Genomic DNA, 15,548 nt, shown 5'->3' on the forward strand with positions numbered 1-15,548 from the left:
CTGAAATTAAACCCAAACTTTAAAGTCAGCAAAGGAGAAAATATGAAACAACTTATCGCAAAATTATTATTTAGCACTATGTTTTTCCGAAGTGGACAAGCCCATTTTAAAAACAAAGAAATGTTTTTAAGAATTGTCCCATCTTATTTGCCTTTTAAAGAAGCAATTGTGAAATATTCAGGTATCTCAGAATTCGTACTTTCTGCCTACATTTTATTAGGCAAAAACAGAAATCGTGTAAGAAAAATTGTAAGTGGCTTTTTATGGCTTGTCTTTCCAGCAAACATTTACGCTGCAAGAAAGCAAATTTCATATGCAGACAGTGAACGTAAGACAGTGAAAGAACATGTGATTCGCTTACCATTGCAATTTGTATTTGCATTCCTAACTAAATTCTTATAGAATCGTCGCAAAAATTTGAATGAAGCCGGCGCCAAAACTAAGTTGTCATTTCTTAATTTTGGCGCCGGCTTTTTCATAGTTTAAGTCGAAATCAATGCCAATATTGCATTTGATAACCGATACGAGGGCGGGTAATAATGAGTTGTTTAGATGACGGATGCGCTTGGTTAAGTTTATTGCGCAATGATGTCATATGGACACGTAGGCTCGGCATCTCTGATTTATTCACATAACCATAAATAGATTTGAGTATCGTATCGTATGTGAGTACTTTTCCTACGTGCCGGCATAATAATTCTAATAATGCAAACTCATTAGGCGTTAGACTTAACGTCTCGTTATTAATACGTGCTGTTTTAGACTGATAAGACACGACTAAAGGTCCATTTTCGAAGACGATATCTTTATGATCTTGCATATTTTTTAATCGTTGCACAACTCTAATGCGTGCACGTAATTCATCAACATTAAAAGGCTTTGTCATGTAATCGTTCGCGCCGTTATCCAATGCATCAACAATCGTTTGCTCATCCAGTCGTGCGCTGATTACGATAATAGGGATATCAAAAGTTTGACGTATCATTTTGATGAGGTCCAAACCATCAATATCGGGTAATCCTAAATCTAACAAAATAATATCGGGTGCTTTTGAACGAATTTGAAAATTAGCGTCTTTGCCGTTAGTCGCAGTGAGCACTTCATAATAATCAAGGGTTAATGAGACGTCGAGTAAGTGTGTAATCGCATCATCATCTTCTACAACGAGTATTCTAACATTCACTGCACTGCCTCCTAAATTTTTTTAGTATTCATAAGGTAGGTTGAAATAAAATATACTACCATGTGGCTCGTTTTGTCGATATTTTAACTGACTGTCATGTTTTTCTAAAATGGACTGAACAAGATAAAGACCGAGCCCCATACTGTCTTTTTTATTATCTTTGAAGAACTGATGTTTATGAAAAGGTTGGAAAACTGTATGTTGCTCTTCATCAGTTAAGCCAGGACCATGATCAATGACCTCAAACAAAATCTGCTCTTCGTTTTTACTGATGACTAGCGTGATTTTAGTTTCAGGTGGTGTATGTTTTAAAGCATTTTCTATCAAATTGAAAATGGCTTGTAAAATGAGTTTGCTGTCAATATTAACAAAACAAATATCATGAAATGCCGTGACCTTAACTTGATGATTTAATCTTCTCCGTTCTAATACAGATTCGATTTCTTCAACTAATTCTTCAATGAGGTAAAGTTGACGATTTAATTTCACATTTGAATGTTCGAGTTTCGTAAGTGATAAAATATTTGAAACTAACATGTGTAAATATTGGGCTTCATCAAACGAGCGTGAAACCAACTGATGTTGTTCTTGTTGAGGCATCTCTTTGCCGTAAAGTAATAATACATCTAAATTACCGATAATTGATGTTAAAGGTGTTCGAATATCATGGGAGATCGAACGTAGAAAGTTTGAACGTGTCATTTCTCGCTCAGCACGCAACATCGATTCACGTGTTTGACGCAACAAGCTCAAGTTTTCTACCGCAAGCGAAATTTCATTAAGCATAGATTCTAAAATAGAATTATCATAAGAATCAATGACTTGCGGTTCAGAAAAATGTATAGAAACGATGGCTTTGACAGGATTTGTTCCTATTGGGATTAATAAATATTGAATCCCTGGAAAAGTGTCTGTCGTGGCGCCTGCACGTTTTTGGTTTTTAATAATCCAACTCAATGCTTGTTGATGTCGTGAATAATCGGCATGCGGACCTTCAATTGGAATCGTTTTTGAAATTTTTTCATCTTCAACTAAGTAAATCGTAACTTCTTGATTTAAAAGGTGTTGAATTTGATGTCGAGCATTAACTAATAAATCCGGAATGGTATAGGTCTGTTTGATTGAATCATTAAATTGTAACAGGATATCTGTACGATAAAGTTGATGTTTCGTTACGATGTACTGGTGTTTAATTTGTTTTAATAGTCCGCTTGTCACGATGCTGACGATAATACTAATGGTGAATGTAATAGGGTAATCAAAACGATAAACTTCGAAAGTGAATCTTGGCACAGTAAAAAAGAAATTAAAGACAAATACGTTTAAAATTGCCGCGAAAAAACCGATGAGGTACGACTGTGTCCACATACTTAAAACAATAATCCCTAACAAAAATAATAGAAGAATGATGGTGTCTTGCTCGCCATGGTCTGCACTATAAACCCATAGACCCAAAAGTACACATATTGCTTGAATAGTAATCATTTTAAAAATATCGACAGTCCAACGTTTCTGTTCTACCTTTTGATTGTGTCGTTCATGCTTCGCTTTCATTTGGATATGCTTAATCGGCACGATTTCTATTTTATAATGATGCTTTAAATCCAGTAACTGGTCAATGAGAGGACGTTTGAAAATATCGTTCCATTTGTCACTAATATGTTGACCAATAACAAGTTTAGTAACTTTTTGGGATTTGCACCAGTCGTCGAGACCCGATGCAATTTGATTATCATAAATCACTTTAACGGATGCCCCTAATGATTGCGCAAGCATTAAATTTTGATGAACCTGACTTTCATTAGCGTAGTGTCTGCCTTCATGATCAAACACATCAATATAAACAGCTGTAAATTGTGCATGTTCACGATTGGCGATACGTCGCGCTTCTCGAATAACGGTTTCGTTGCTGATGCTCCCACTAATTGCGACGGCGACATGAGGCGTAATATCAATATTTTTCTTATAGAGGTGCTCTTTTTGGCTCATAATATCTGCGGCTGTTCTGAGTGTTAATTCCCTTAATTCTGAAAGGTTCTCATAAGTGAAAAAATGAGTGAAGGCCGTATCGAGTCGTTCTTTCTTATATACTTTTCCTGCTTTAAGGCGATTGATGAGCTGTTTAGGTGAAATATCAATCACTTCTATCGCATCACTCGACATAATAAATTGATCTGGCACCCGTTCTTTAATTTTGACGCCTGTCATTAATGATACTTGCTCGCTCAAACTTTCAATATGTTGAATATTTAATGTGGTATGGACATCAATTCCGTGGGAAAGAATTTCTTCAATATCCATATATCTTTTTTCATGACGCTCTTTTGAGATATTCGTGTGCGCTAATTCATCTATAAGAATGATAGCAGGCGCATCATCAATGATTTGATCAACATCTAAATACTGGAATGTATGACTCCCGTGGTTTTTAGATTTAGTTTGAATGACGGGGAGTTTTTCAGCTAGCGCTTGGGTTTCTTTACGTTGATGTGGCTCTATGTAACCAATTTTAATATCAGCGCCTTCTTGATATGCATCTATAGCATTAGATAACATTTCATAAGTTTTACCCACACCCGGAGAATAACCAAGGTATATTGTCAGGGACCCTCTTTTTATCGTTGGATTACGCTCCATATTTTTCACCTCTTTTAATTCATCATAAACTTCAAATCTTATATTTTCTATAAAAAAATACGTTTTTCTTTATCTTAATAACTTCTTAATAAAACGATGCAAATATTAATAATCTCCTTATAGAAATTTTTATATAATGATTCCTGCAATAAGGAGGAGGTCAAGAGATGATTATCGTATTAGGTCTCATTGTCATCGTATTAATTGGCTATTTAGTATACGCCTTAATTTACAGTGAAAAGTTTTAAATTCAATTATTGATGGAGGGAAAACATGGAAGTCGTTATCTTTTTAATCATCTTTCTTTTATGCGCATTTTTATTAAGTCGATACTTATATAGTGTTGCATTATTAACCCCTACACCTGCAGATAAGGTGTTTTTAGGTGTGGAAAAAGGGATTTACAAAGTGTTAGGAACAAAGTTAGAGCACATGTCGGGTAAGACATACCTGAAACATTTTCTACTATTTAATGGACTAATGGGAATTGTGTCGTTTCTATTGTTATTGACTCAACAATGGCTCTTTTTAAATCCGAATCATAATTTAAATCAATCGGTTTCATTAGCGTTTAATACAGTTGCTTCGTTTTTAACGAATACGAACTTACAGCATTACGCTGGAGAATCAGGACTCACATATTTAACACAGATGATTGTCATCACTTATTTGATGTTTACGTCTAGTGCTTCAGGTTATGCGGTTTGTATTGCGATGCTGCGTCGACTAACAGGAATGACAGATGTCATCGGCAACTTTTATCAAGATGTTGTGCGGTTTATCGTCCGCGTTTTAATACCGCTATCATTTATTGTGAGTATTCTTTTGATGAGTCAAGGCACACCACAAACTTTAAAAGGTAACTTAACGTTGCATACGATCACAGGCAAAATTCAACAAATCGCATATGGTCCTATTGCTTCATTAGAGTCCATTAAACATATCGGTACAAACGGCGGAGGCTTTTTAGGCGCCAACTCATCAACACCATTTGAAAATCCGACTGTATGGTCGAACTATATTGAAATGTTGAGTATGATGTTGATTCCTGGTGCGCTTGTCTTCCTATTTGGAAGAATGTTGACAAAAAGTGGTAAGCAAATTCATGCGCACGCTTATGTCATATTTGGAACAATGTTGTTATTTTTCTTAGTTTTCTTTGCGATTGCCATTATTTCAGAGTACAAAGGTAACGTTGTGTTATCTCATTTAGGTGTAGTTGGACCGAATATGGAAGGAAAAGAAGTAAGATTTGGCCCAGGACTTTCAGCGCTCTTCACGACGATTACAACAGCATTTACGACAGGTACCGTTAATAATATGCACGATACGCTTACACCGTTGGGTGGTTTTGTACCTTTAGTATTAATGATGCTTAACGCCATTTTCGGCGGTGAAGGTGTCGGATTAATGAATATGTTGATTTTCGTCTTATTAACAGTATTTATTTGCAGTTTGATGGTAGGGAAAACACCAAACTATTTAGGAATGAAAATAGAAGGACGAGAAATGAAGCTCATCGCATTAACATTTTTAATTCATCCGATATTGATTTTAGTTGCGACTGCATTCGCTTTTATTATTCCTGGTGCGAGTGACGCATTAACGAATCCTTCATTTCATGGTATCTCACAAGCACTTTATGAAATGACATCATCGTCAGCCAATAATGGTTCTGGGTTTGAAGGACTCGCAGATGATACGACGTTCTGGAATGTCTCAACCGGTATCGTCATGTTGATTGCGCGTTATATACCTATCATTTTACAAATCATGATTGCTTCAAGCTTAGTTAATAAAAAAGCATATCAAAAAGATGATCAGACCGTGGCTATCGACAAACCTTTCTTTGGTGTATCACTCACAATTTTTATTATTTTATTGAGTGGTTTGACATTTTTACCAGTGTTATTACTTGGACCTATTGGAGAATTTTTATCATTAAAATAAAGGAGGATATGTTGAATGAATCAATCATCTCATGTCTTGAATGGCGCGATCGTCAAACAAGCCATCAAAGAGAGTTTTATAAAATTAAACCCTGCATATCTCATTAAAAATCCAATTATGTTTGTTGTAGAGGTAGGGATGGTTTTAACTTTAATAATGACGATAGTTCCACAAATTTTTACAGATGATGCAATGTCACGAATTTATTTATTTACGATTTTTGTGATTTTATTATTGACGATTCTGTTCTCTAATTTTTCAGAAGCCATTGCTGAAGGACGTGGTAAAGCACAGGCGAACAGTCTTCGTGAAACAAAATCAAATATGGTTGCACGTCGAATTATAGGCGATGAAAAATATGAAACGATTGACGGTTCTGCGTTAAAACGTGGGGATCGCATCCTTGTTAAAGCAGGGGAAACCATCCCATCAGACGGAACAATTATTGAAGGGATTGCAACGGTTGATGAATCTGCAATTACAGGGGAATCAGCACCAGTGATTAAAGAATCAGGTGGCGATTTTTCAGGTGTTATTGGTGGCACAACTGTAACATCGGATTGGCTTATTATTGAAGTCGATAGTGAGGAAGGGGCTACGTTTTTAGATAAAATGATTGCCTTAGTCGAAGGTGCACAACGTAAAAAAACGCCAAATGAAATTGCACTTTTTACCTTACTTATCACTTTAACGATTATCTTTTTAGTTGTTATTTTAACGTTTTATCCTATTGCACAGTACTTAAAACTGAATGTGCCCATTGCAACGTTGATCGCATTAACAGTATGTTTAATACCGACAACGATTGGGGGATTACTTTCAGCTATTGGTATTGCTGGGATGGACCGTGTGACACAGTTTAATATTTTAGCTAAAAGCGGACGTTCCGTAGAAACATGCGGGGACGTAGACGTATTAATTTTGGATAAAACCGGCACAATTACTTATGGTAACCGTTTAGCGGAATCATTGATGCCTGTGCATGAAGAATGGTACGACAGATTACTCGTCGCAGCTTACGAAACTTCTGTTTATGATGATACACCTGAAGGCAAAAGTATTGTTACTTTGGCGCAAGCTTCATCGGTTCAATTACCGGATGAAGTCAAAGGTGACTACCAACCTTTTAAAGCGGAAACACGTATGAGCGGTATTATCATGGGTGATCGTGCTGTCTTTAAAGGGGCACCTAATAGTATGATTAAATATGTTAAACAAAAAGGCGGCAGGGTACCTTCTAATATTGAATCGCTGGTTACTGAAGTCTCTAGTAAAGGCGGAACACCTTTAATCGTCGTTGAAGATCAAACCATTTTAGGCGTTATTTACTTAAAAGATGTCATTAAAGAAGGATTGGTCGAACGTTTTCAAGAGTTACGTCAAATGGGCATCGAAACAGTTATGTGTACAGGTGATAACGAATTAACTGCCGCGACTATTGCGAAAGAAGCGGGTGTGGATCGTTTTATCGCAGAATGTAAGCCAGAAGATAAAATAAAAGTCATTAAAGAAGAACAAGAAAAAGGGCATATCGTCGCGATGACAGGAGACGGAACAAACGATGCGCCTGCATTAGCACAAGCCAACGTTGGATTAGCTATGAACTCAGGTACATTAAGTGCAAAAGAAGCAGCAAATCTAATTGATTTGGATTCAAATCCAACTAAACTGATGGAAGTTGTTAAAATCGGTAAACAATTATTGATGACGAGAGGTGCGTTGACAACATTTAGTATTGCGAATGATATTGCGAAATATTTTGCGATTTTACCTGCAATGATGATGGTCACTGTACCGGAAATGAGTATTTTAAATATTATGCGTTTGAATTCTCCTGAATCTGCAATTGTTTCAGCGTTAATATTTAATGCACTGATTATTGCATTATTAATTCCAATTGCGATGAAAGGTGTGCGCATTAAAGGTGCTTCAACGGAGACCATCCTCATGAAAAATATGTTGGTATATGGATTGGGTGGTATGATTGTTCCGTTTATTGGAATTAAACTCATCGATCTCATTGTTCAATGGTGGATATAGGAGGGTGTATATGAAAGCGATAAGAAGTAGCATAGGACTCGTTGTAATGACAATGGTTTTGTGTGGTGTCCTCTTTCCATTGGCTGTAACGGCAGTTGGACAGACGTTGTTTCATCACCAAGCTAACGGAAGTCTTGTGACACAGAATGGTAAGGTAGTAGGTTCAAATCTCATTGGACAGCAGTGGAATGAACCTCAGTATTTTCACGGAAGAACGAGTGCTGTCAAATATAATATGGATAAAACGACATTAAAAGAAAAAGGGGTGGCTTCTGGTAGTGATAACTATTCAAATGGCAATCCTGAACTTAAAAAGAGAGTAGAAGACTTAAAACAAGATGATGGTCACCATACACCGATTGATGCGGTGACAGAATCTGGTTCAGGTTTAGATCCGGATATTACGGTGGATAATGCAAAACAACAGGTGGCACGTATTGCAAAACAACGAAATCTCTCACCACAACAAATTGATCAATTAATTACTAAGCAAGCACATAAAGGAACGATGTATGATGACTATGTGAATGTGTTGGCGTTAAATATGGCGTTAGATCATTTGTCAGCACATTAATTGTTGATTGTACAGTGGCCGTTGTACGGTTTATGATGAGATGAGGCTGGGGTTATTTCCTCAATTCAAACGCTCTAAGATTGTTTTTAATTAAACTGTCTTAGAGCGTTTTTGATGTTGGATTACTTGTATGGATGGCTTCGCTTTCCGAGGGGACAGCCTCAGCCTGTAGTCTTCGGCTTGTCCTGTTCCCTCAGGCGTCTCGCCATCCATGCATCGTCAAAAATATACAGTGCTTCATTGTTTTAAATTCAAACGTGCATCGATTCATCGTAACAGTGAGTCATTGAACAGTGTGCAATTTCTAATGGCTTAATAAGGGCGTTGAAGTGTTTTATAGGTTGATACCCAGGCTGTTTCAACTGAATGTAAAATAAAAAATGACGTAATAAAAAGGGCCATAAGACGCGAATTTATCGAGATGAAAATTTAATGCGATATTGAATGAGGTCTAAAAAGTGCATTTTCGGGTACAAGACAAGAGACTTTATTTTATTCGTAACACAATCTATCGTAAAATATAACAACCAAAAAGAAAGGAGAGAAAAGATGTCATCATCAACACATCAACCCCCTAGTAAGGCTTATGGAAAAGTTTGGCTCTTTTTTGTTTATTATTGGCTTATTTTTGGGATTTCAACTTATTTAGGTCAATTTTTACCAGAAGCATGGCGCCAACCGCTATCGATAGGATTACTTATCCTTATTCTGATTTCGATGGTTGTCCAACGTGTACGTTTTAGTGGTCCTATCATTTCACATATTTATACCATTGTTGCAGGCTTATTATCCTATGCCACATTTATGTATACGTTAGAAGATTTAGGGCCAAGTGTATTTTTTAACACTGTTTTATTAGCGATTGCGGCGTTTCTTATCTTTGGCTTTTTAGGTTATTTTTTGATAAAAGATGCTTCAAGTATTGGAAAATATTTATTCGTGACACTTATCGCTTTAATTTTAGCAAGTCTACTTGGGTGGTTTATCCATAACCCGATTTACCATACGCTCATTGCGGTGGTAGGTTTGTTATTATTCTTATTGTATACGCTTTATGACTTTAATCGGATGAAACGAGGACAATTTTCACCTAGAGAGATGGGTTTCAATTTGTTCTTAAACCTTTTCCGTATTATTCGTTATGTGTTAGAATTAACACGTATGGTAAAACGTTAACGCAATTGAATAGATAAAACGATTCCACTGGAAGTGCCATTGCGAATGGCTGAGATTGAAATGCGATTTCAAAATTCCTGAACCTGATCCAGTTCGTACTGGCGTAGGAAAGTGGCTGAATTCGTGGGAATAACACGCTACTTTTCTTAATTTGATTTATGAAAAGTAGCTTTTTTTGTTGCGTTAAGGAGGATGGATACGATGATTGTAGTGGTTACACCTTATCAAAGGCTTGATTATACGCATATTCAACGCTTGTGTGCAATTGAACCTGATATTGATGGCGTCATTTTCAGGACACCTATGAGAAAGCCTGAACTAGAAAATTGGATTTTAAAGTTGCATGATGAAGGTTTTCCAAAATCTAAAATGATTGTACATACGGATGTGCAGCTTGCCGAGCAATTGGGCATTCATCGCCTTCATTTCAGAGAAGGTGATGTTAACGCCGAACATATCAAACAGAAGTCGCCGGATTATCGTATTAGTATGTCTACGCATTCTGAAAATAGTATTCGCTATGCGCAAGCCCAACATTTTGATTTCGTATTGTTTGGTCATCTCTTTCCCACACCCTCTAAGCCCCATCAGCCACCACGATCCTCTAGTGAAATTGCAGCAGTGTTGTCTATTGACTTTCCTATTATTGCAATTGGAGGCATTCGTCTTGAGACAATCCAAAACGTTCCTACAGGTTTTTCGGGGATCGCATGTATCGGAAGTGCGTTTTCAAACGAAATCCATCAGTTTAGACAAATGGTCACTTATTGGCGTGCAAAGGAGTGAAGGTAATGCAAGTATATGTGAATGGTGAAAGGCAACTTTTCGATGAAGGCACTACGATTCGTGATATATTGAATCACTTTGGTATTGAATCAAAACGCATGGCAGTTGAACGTAACGAAGAAGTTGTAAAACGCTCAGAGTGGGATACAACTGAAGTGCGTGAAGACGATCAGTTAGAACTTTTAGAATTTGTTGGAGGCGGTTAATGATGTTTAAAATTGGTAATTTAAGTTTCAATTCAAGATTGTTTTTAGGAACAGGTAAATTCGAAAATGAAGAGATTCAATCTCGTGCAATTGATGCATCTGAAACAGAAGTACTTACATTTGCGGTACGCCGAATGAGTTTGTATGATGAAAAGTTGCCGAACCCTTTAGCCAATGTGGACTTATCTAAATTTACGACATTTCCAAATACAGCAGGTGCGAAAACGGCTGAAGAAGCAGTACGTATTGCTGAATTGGCAAATGAAGCTGGTGTATGTGACATGATTAAAGTAGAGGTAATTGGTGATGATGAAACATTATTACCTGATCCCCTCGAAACTTATAAAGCATGTGAAATTTTATTAGAAAAAGGCTACATTGTTTGTCCATATATTTCAGATGATGTTGTGTTAGCGAAACGTTTGGAAGCGCTCGGTGTACATGCCGTGATGCCACTTGCTTCGCCAATTGGTACAGGAAGAGGGATTAGCAATCCTTTAAACTTACGTTATATTATAGAAAAAAGCCAAGTTCCTGTTATTGTGGATGCGGGGATAGGTTCAGCAAAAGACTGTGCGGAAGCGATGGAACTTGGGGCAGATGCGATATTATTAAATTCTGCAGTATCACGTGCTAAAGATTCTGTGAAAATGGCAGAAGCAATGAAAAAAGGTATTGAAGCGGGTCGCTTGAGCTATGAAGCGGGTCGTATTCCTATTCGCTATAATGCTGTTCAATCAAGTCCATCAGAGGGGTTAGGGTTCTTATAATGACCCGCTATAACAGACAAGAGAAATTTAAACCTTTTGGTCAACAAGGACAAGTCCAACTGCAACAATTACATGTGATGGTTATCGGTGTTGGTGCGCTAGGCAGTGGTATCGCAGAGCAATTGACGCGAAGTGGTGTCGGCCGTTTAACAATTGTTGATAAAGACGTGGTGTCCTTATCTAATTTACATCGTCAAAGTGGCTATACTGAAGCAGATGTACAAGCTATGACGCCGAAAGTATTTGCATTACAACAACATCTGTCAGCAATGAACCATGAAGTGACGATAGAACCATTGAATGAGGAGATTACAGCAAGGAACATATTGGGTATCCTCAATGAAACGCAACCCGACATGATTTTAGATGGACTTGATCGATTTGAAACACGTTATTTAGTTAATGAAGCCTCTAGAAAGTTAAATATTCCTTATATTTATGGGGCAGTAGTGGGGAGTCAAGTGAGTGTTTTTCCAATTCATCAAGATGGTCCATGCTTACATTGTGTAATGCCAGACGTACCAGATACAATGGAAAGTTGTGATATTAATGGTGTTCTTCCGCCCGCTGTTCATATGGCGAGTAGTCTGGTTGTAGCAGAAGTCTTCCATTATTTGATGCATGGTGATTTTTCTTATCGTATGACGACAATGGATATTTATCGTGGCAAAATGAAAACATTGTCTATCAAAGCATTGAAAGAAGAAGATTGTAAAGTTTGTGCTCAACATCAATATGATCGATTAAATCATAAACAACTTGAACAAACACAATTACTGTGTGGTGGCGTTTATCAATATAGACTCTCTCCAGAGCAGTTTTCAGCAAAAATCCATCCTAGTGTGACATGTTTAATCGAAAATCATTTTATTAAACGATTACAATATAAAGACTATGAAATGACATTATATCAAGATGGGCGGTTGTTGATTTATCACGCGTCAGATCAGCAAACGGCGCATGAATTAGTACAACGATTATTCGTACAACCTGTTCACATTGAGTAGAATTTGCCATACTGTAAAATTTCCATGTATAATAAAGAGTATTCAAAAAAGCATGTGAAAGCGAGATGGAAGTAATGGGACGTAAATGGAATAACATTAAAGAAAAGAAAGCACAAAAAGATAAAAATACAAGTCGTATTTATGCAAAATTTGGTAAAGAAATCTATGTGGCCGCAAAATCAGGAGAGCCAGATCCAGAGTCAAACCAAGCGTTAAAACTTGTACTTGAACGTGCTAAAACTTATTCTGTACCCAACCATATTATTGAAAGAGCAATCGACAAAGCTAAAGGTGGCGGCGAAGAAAATTTCGATGCGTTACGTTATGAAGGTTTTGGTCCAAGTGGCTCCATGGTCATCGTTGACGCTTTAACAAACAATGTTAATCGTACGGCATCTGATGTAAGAGCCGCATTTGGTAAAAATGGAGGAAATATGGGTGTTTCTGGTTCAGTTGCTTATATGTTCGATCACACAGCGACATTTGCCTTTGAAGGTTTTGATGCAGATGCTGTACTTGAAGCATTAATGGAAAACGATATAGATGTTCGTGACGTAGTTGAAGAAGGTGATTTGACAATCGTCTATGCTGAACCTGATCAGTTTGCTACAGTTCAACAAGCTTTACGCGACATGGGCGTCACTGACTTTGAAGTTGCAGAATTTGAAATGTTACCGCAAACAGAAGTGCAACTTTCTGATGAAGACCAAGCGACTTTTGAAAAATTGATTGACGTATTAGAAGACCTTGAAGATGTACAACGTGTCTTTCATAATGTTGAACTATAATAAATCTTTGGGAGGCATTTATTATGAATGTTCAAGAATGGATACAGCATCTTAATTTAACCCCTCATCCTGAAGGGGGATATTATCGTGAAACGATATTAAGTCCAGATCAGACAGAAGGCCGTCCAAATTATTCAAGCATTTATTTTTTATTAGAAGACGCAAACATTTCTCATTTTCATCGCATTGATGCTGATGAAATATGGTACTTTCATGCTGGGCACACACTCACAATTCATATGATACATCCTGATCACACATATGAAACTGTGCAACTTGGTCCCGATGTAGCAAATGGTGATGTATTACAACTTGTTGTACCAAAAAATACCATTTTTGCATCTTCTATTGAACAAGAAAATAGTTTTGCGGTAGTAGGTTGTATGGTACAACCGGCATTTCAATTTGAACATTTTGAATTATTCACACAAGATGAGCTTATAGAAACTTATCCTGAGCATAAAACAATCATTCAAAAATATGCGAAAAAGAATGTGTAAATGAAAGGGAATGAGGAATGTGACCTCATTACATCAATCCCATAACATATAGGGCGATGATGGGAGACAGTGGTTGTGATTTTAAACATACTAAGGTGGATGTTAAGGTGATGAGAACCTAACGATTGTATACACTTTAGTATGTTTTTTGTTTCATATTAAGATGTATGAAATCATACGATGTTCTCATCTTTCAGAAAATCAACGTCCACGCTTAAATTGAACGCATAATAAATATTACACAGCACGCAGCTTTAGACAGACTGACATCTATCATCGAGGCATGGATGAACAAATTTCAAAACGGTTAGAAACTGAGAGAAGTGACATATAACGCTGATTTATATATAATGTACGAAAGGGGGTTGGTGGCTGTGAAAGTGAAATATATTGATAAACGTCACTGGCGTCGCCTCTTAGACCATGATTATATCGAAGTTAAAGTGAACAATAACAAATTTAAAGGCATCATAGGTTTAATTACAATTAAAAAGGTGAGAGAGCCATTAGAGGTGACTGTTGTAGGTAAAAAGATAGTCGTGGCTGATGATAACTATCAGTGGTTGCAAATATTACCAGAAAAAAAGCGTTACAGTATGACTGTCATGTTTAATGATAAAGGACAACCATTGCAATATTATTTTGATATTAATTTAAAAAATATTACGCAAAAAGGTAAGGCACGCACGTTAGACTTGTGCTTAGATGTGCTCGCACTACCTAACGGCCGATATGAACTTGTTGATCAAGACGACTTGGAATATGCACTGAAAACGAAGCAAATTACAAGAAAGCAATACCACGAGGCTTATGTGATTGCACACCAACTCATGATCCAGATTGACGAGGACTTTGAAAGTATCGAAAGACGGGCAATGTACTGCTATCAGAAAATCAAGCATAAGTATCAGAAAAAAGAAAAGCATAAACAGTATTAGTGATTAAAAGAAATGTTTTTCACACACCGTTACAACCAACCCAGCGTGTGCTGTGAAAGTATACAAGCACACTGGACAATGTTCTGTTTGTCTAGTGTTCTTTTATTTTGAGGAGGCGCTACGATGAAGATTGATGATTATCGGTTGTTAATTACTTTAGATGAGACACGTACATTGAGAAAAGCAGCTGAAAGACTATACATTTCTCAACCTGCAGTGACGCAACGTCTTAAATCTATAGAAAGACATTTTGGTGTTGAGATTTTCATCCGAACAAAAAAGCAGTTAATTACGACAACTGAAGGTGCGATGGTAATAGCGCATGCAAAATCAATGTTAAAGCAAGAGCGCTTGTTTCAAGATAAAATTAAAGCACATGTGGGTGCGATTAACGGGACACTATCGATTGGTTGTTCATCACTGGTGGGTCAAACAGTGTTACCTGAAGTGTTAAATCGTTATACAACTGAATTTCCAAATGTTGAAATTGAATTACAAGTGGGTTCAAGTGAACATATTAAAGCGAATCATAACGATTATCATATTATGATTGTTCGCGGGAATCCTTTGCTAAATATGCATAATGATCATTTAATGGACGATAAACACTATTTTATTTATCCTAAAAATAAAAAAGATGAGCTACATAAATTGCCTTTCATCGAATTTCAGGCTGATCCAGTTTACATTAATCAAATTAAAACGTGGTATCAACAACATATGTCTCAAGATTATCATGCAAGAATTAAGGTGGATCAAGTTGCAACATGTAAAGCGTTACTTTTGAGCGGTGTTGGCGTGACCATATTACCAGAAATTATGGTGAAAGACTTAGATATTACACAATTCGAGATGTTAAAAGTAGACATAGAAGCACATTCGCTCGTGCGTTCTACATATTTAAGTTATGACATGAGTATGATGCAATTACCGCAAGTGAGCTCATTTATTAATGTTTTCAAAGAATATCTACATCTTGATCAGATGTAACGC

Annotated in this window: 16 protein-coding genes and 1 riboswitch; of the genes, 14 read left to right on the forward strand and 2 right to left on the reverse strand. The window is 36.8% G+C overall.

Going from position 1 to position 15,548, the window contains the following annotated elements:
- Positions 1 to 42 precede the first annotated feature (42 nt).
- Positions 43 to 402 (forward strand): DoxX family protein, encoded by a 360-nt coding sequence (locus HMPREF1208_RS00745; RefSeq protein WP_016424417.1) that lies wholly within the window; start codon positions 43 to 45, stop codon positions 400 to 402.
- Positions 403 to 493: 91 nt separating this feature from the next.
- Here HMPREF1208_RS00745 and HMPREF1208_RS00750 read toward each other — a convergent pair whose 3' ends face one another.
- On the reverse strand, positions 494 to 1,183 hold the full coding sequence (locus tag HMPREF1208_RS00750) for a response regulator transcription factor (protein WP_016424418.1): 690 nt from the start codon (positions 1,181 to 1,183) through the stop codon (positions 494 to 496).
- A 21-nt stretch (positions 1,184 to 1,204) separates the two neighbouring features.
- Positions 1,205 to 3,820: a sensor histidine kinase gene (locus tag HMPREF1208_RS00755; RefSeq protein WP_016424419.1), complete on the reverse strand. Its 2,616-nt coding sequence runs from the start codon at positions 3,818 to 3,820 to the stop codon at positions 1,205 to 1,207.
- 167 nt (positions 3,821 to 3,987) lie between these two features.
- On the opposite strand from HMPREF1208_RS00755, the gene kdpF reads away from it, so the two are divergent.
- The 13 genes from kdpF (at position 3,988) to HMPREF1208_RS00815 (ending at position 15,545) form a co-directional block, all read left to right on the forward strand.
- Complete coding sequence (kdpF, locus tag HMPREF1208_RS12605; RefSeq protein WP_081635118.1) at positions 3,988 to 4,068, forward strand: K(+)-transporting ATPase subunit F; 81 nt, start codon at positions 3,988 to 3,990, stop codon at positions 4,066 to 4,068.
- Between the two features lie 25 nt (positions 4,069 to 4,093).
- Complete coding sequence (kdpA, locus tag HMPREF1208_RS00760; RefSeq protein ID WP_016424420.1) at positions 4,094 to 5,770, forward strand: potassium-transporting ATPase subunit KdpA; 1,677 nt, start codon at positions 4,094 to 4,096, stop codon at positions 5,768 to 5,770.
- A 15-nt stretch (positions 5,771 to 5,785) separates the two neighbouring features.
- Positions 5,786 to 7,810, forward strand: coding sequence for a potassium-transporting ATPase subunit KdpB (gene kdpB / locus HMPREF1208_RS00765; protein WP_016424421.1), 2,025 nt, complete (start codon positions 5,786 to 5,788; stop codon positions 7,808 to 7,810).
- Between the two features lie 10 nt (positions 7,811 to 7,820).
- Positions 7,821 to 8,384 (forward strand): potassium-transporting ATPase subunit KdpC, encoded by a 564-nt coding sequence (gene kdpC / locus HMPREF1208_RS00770; RefSeq protein ID WP_016424422.1) that lies wholly within the window; start codon positions 7,821 to 7,823, stop codon positions 8,382 to 8,384.
- A 549-nt stretch (positions 8,385 to 8,933) separates the two neighbouring features.
- On the forward strand, positions 8,934 to 9,560 hold the full coding sequence (locus HMPREF1208_RS00775; RefSeq protein WP_016424423.1) for a Bax inhibitor-1 family protein: 627 nt from the start codon (positions 8,934 to 8,936) through the stop codon (positions 9,558 to 9,560).
- A gap of 19 nt (positions 9,561 to 9,579) precedes the next feature.
- Positions 9,580 to 9,687: riboswitch (TPP riboswitch) on the forward strand.
- Between the two features lie 74 nt (positions 9,688 to 9,761).
- Complete coding sequence (locus HMPREF1208_RS00780) at positions 9,762 to 10,346, forward strand: thiamine phosphate synthase (protein ID WP_016424424.1); 585 nt, start codon at positions 9,762 to 9,764, stop codon at positions 10,344 to 10,346.
- 5 nt (positions 10,347 to 10,351) lie between these two features.
- Positions 10,352 to 10,552: a sulfur carrier protein ThiS gene (gene thiS, locus HMPREF1208_RS00785; protein WP_016424425.1), complete on the forward strand. Its 201-nt coding sequence runs from the start codon at positions 10,352 to 10,354 to the stop codon at positions 10,550 to 10,552.
- Between the two features lie 2 nt (positions 10,553 to 10,554).
- A complete protein-coding gene (locus tag HMPREF1208_RS00790) occupies positions 10,555 to 11,322 on the forward strand; it encodes a thiazole synthase (RefSeq protein ID WP_037559188.1) in 768 nt (255 codons plus the stop codon).
- Positions 11,322 to 12,329, forward strand: coding sequence for a ThiF family adenylyltransferase (locus HMPREF1208_RS00795; protein ID WP_016424427.1), 1,008 nt, complete (start codon positions 11,322 to 11,324; stop codon positions 12,327 to 12,329). The genes HMPREF1208_RS00790 and HMPREF1208_RS00795 overlap by 1 nt, the downstream gene beginning before the upstream one ends.
- 74 nt (positions 12,330 to 12,403) lie before the next feature.
- Positions 12,404 to 13,117, forward strand: coding sequence for a YebC/PmpR family DNA-binding transcriptional regulator (locus HMPREF1208_RS00800; protein WP_016424428.1), 714 nt, complete (start codon positions 12,404 to 12,406; stop codon positions 13,115 to 13,117).
- A gap of 23 nt (positions 13,118 to 13,140) precedes the next feature.
- Positions 13,141 to 13,617: a cupin domain-containing protein gene (locus HMPREF1208_RS00805; RefSeq protein ID WP_016424429.1), complete on the forward strand. Its 477-nt coding sequence runs from the start codon at positions 13,141 to 13,143 to the stop codon at positions 13,615 to 13,617.
- Between the two features lie 374 nt (positions 13,618 to 13,991).
- Positions 13,992 to 14,555: a DUF402 domain-containing protein gene (locus tag HMPREF1208_RS00810; RefSeq protein WP_016424430.1), complete on the forward strand. Its 564-nt coding sequence runs from the start codon at positions 13,992 to 13,994 to the stop codon at positions 14,553 to 14,555.
- A 123-nt stretch (positions 14,556 to 14,678) separates the two neighbouring features.
- On the forward strand, positions 14,679 to 15,545 hold the full coding sequence (locus HMPREF1208_RS00815) for a LysR family transcriptional regulator (RefSeq protein WP_016424431.1): 867 nt from the start codon (positions 14,679 to 14,681) through the stop codon (positions 15,543 to 15,545).
- Positions 15,546 to 15,548 lie beyond the last annotated feature (3 nt).

It is taken from the genome of Staphylococcus sp. HGB0015 (assembly GCF_000411275.1).
Lineage (GTDB): Bacteria > Bacillota > Bacilli > Staphylococcales > Staphylococcaceae > Staphylococcus > Staphylococcus schleiferi.

Bases quoted from the DNA above. Each gene is read 5' to 3' on its own strand.
- HMPREF1208_RS00780 (WP_016424424.1), top strand. From the start codon at position 9,762: ATGATTGTAGTGGTTACACCTTATCAAAGGCTTGATTATACGCATATT.
- HMPREF1208_RS00790 (WP_037559188.1), top strand. From the start codon at position 10,555: ATGTTTAAAATTGGTAATTTAAGTTTCAATTCAAGATTGTTTTTAGGA.
- HMPREF1208_RS00755 (WP_016424419.1), bottom strand. From the start codon at position 3,820: ATGGAGCGTAATCCAACGATAAAAAGAGGGTCCCTGACAATATACCTT.
- kdpF (WP_081635118.1), top strand. From the start codon at position 3,988: ATGATTATCGTATTAGGTCTCATTGTCATCGTATTAATTGGCTATTTA.
- HMPREF1208_RS00815 (WP_016424431.1), top strand. From the start codon at position 14,679: ATGAAGATTGATGATTATCGGTTGTTAATTACTTTAGATGAGACACGT.
- kdpA (WP_016424420.1), top strand. From the start codon at position 4,094: ATGGAAGTCGTTATCTTTTTAATCATCTTTCTTTTATGCGCATTTTTA.
- kdpB (WP_016424421.1), top strand. From the start codon at position 5,786: ATGAATCAATCATCTCATGTCTTGAATGGCGCGATCGTCAAACAAGCC.
- HMPREF1208_RS00800 (WP_016424428.1), top strand. From the start codon at position 12,404: ATGGGACGTAAATGGAATAACATTAAAGAAAAGAAAGCACAAAAAGAT.
- HMPREF1208_RS00745 (WP_016424417.1), top strand. From the start codon at position 43: ATGAAACAACTTATCGCAAAATTATTATTTAGCACTATGTTTTTCCGA.
- HMPREF1208_RS00805 (WP_016424429.1), top strand. From the start codon at position 13,141: ATGAATGTTCAAGAATGGATACAGCATCTTAATTTAACCCCTCATCCT.
- thiS (WP_016424425.1), top strand. From the start codon at position 10,352: ATGCAAGTATATGTGAATGGTGAAAGGCAACTTTTCGATGAAGGCACT.
- kdpC (WP_016424422.1), top strand. From the start codon at position 7,821: ATGAAAGCGATAAGAAGTAGCATAGGACTCGTTGTAATGACAATGGTT.
- HMPREF1208_RS00775 (WP_016424423.1), top strand. From the start codon at position 8,934: ATGTCATCATCAACACATCAACCCCCTAGTAAGGCTTATGGAAAAGTT.
- HMPREF1208_RS00795 (WP_016424427.1), top strand. From the start codon at position 11,322: ATGACCCGCTATAACAGACAAGAGAAATTTAAACCTTTTGGTCAACAA.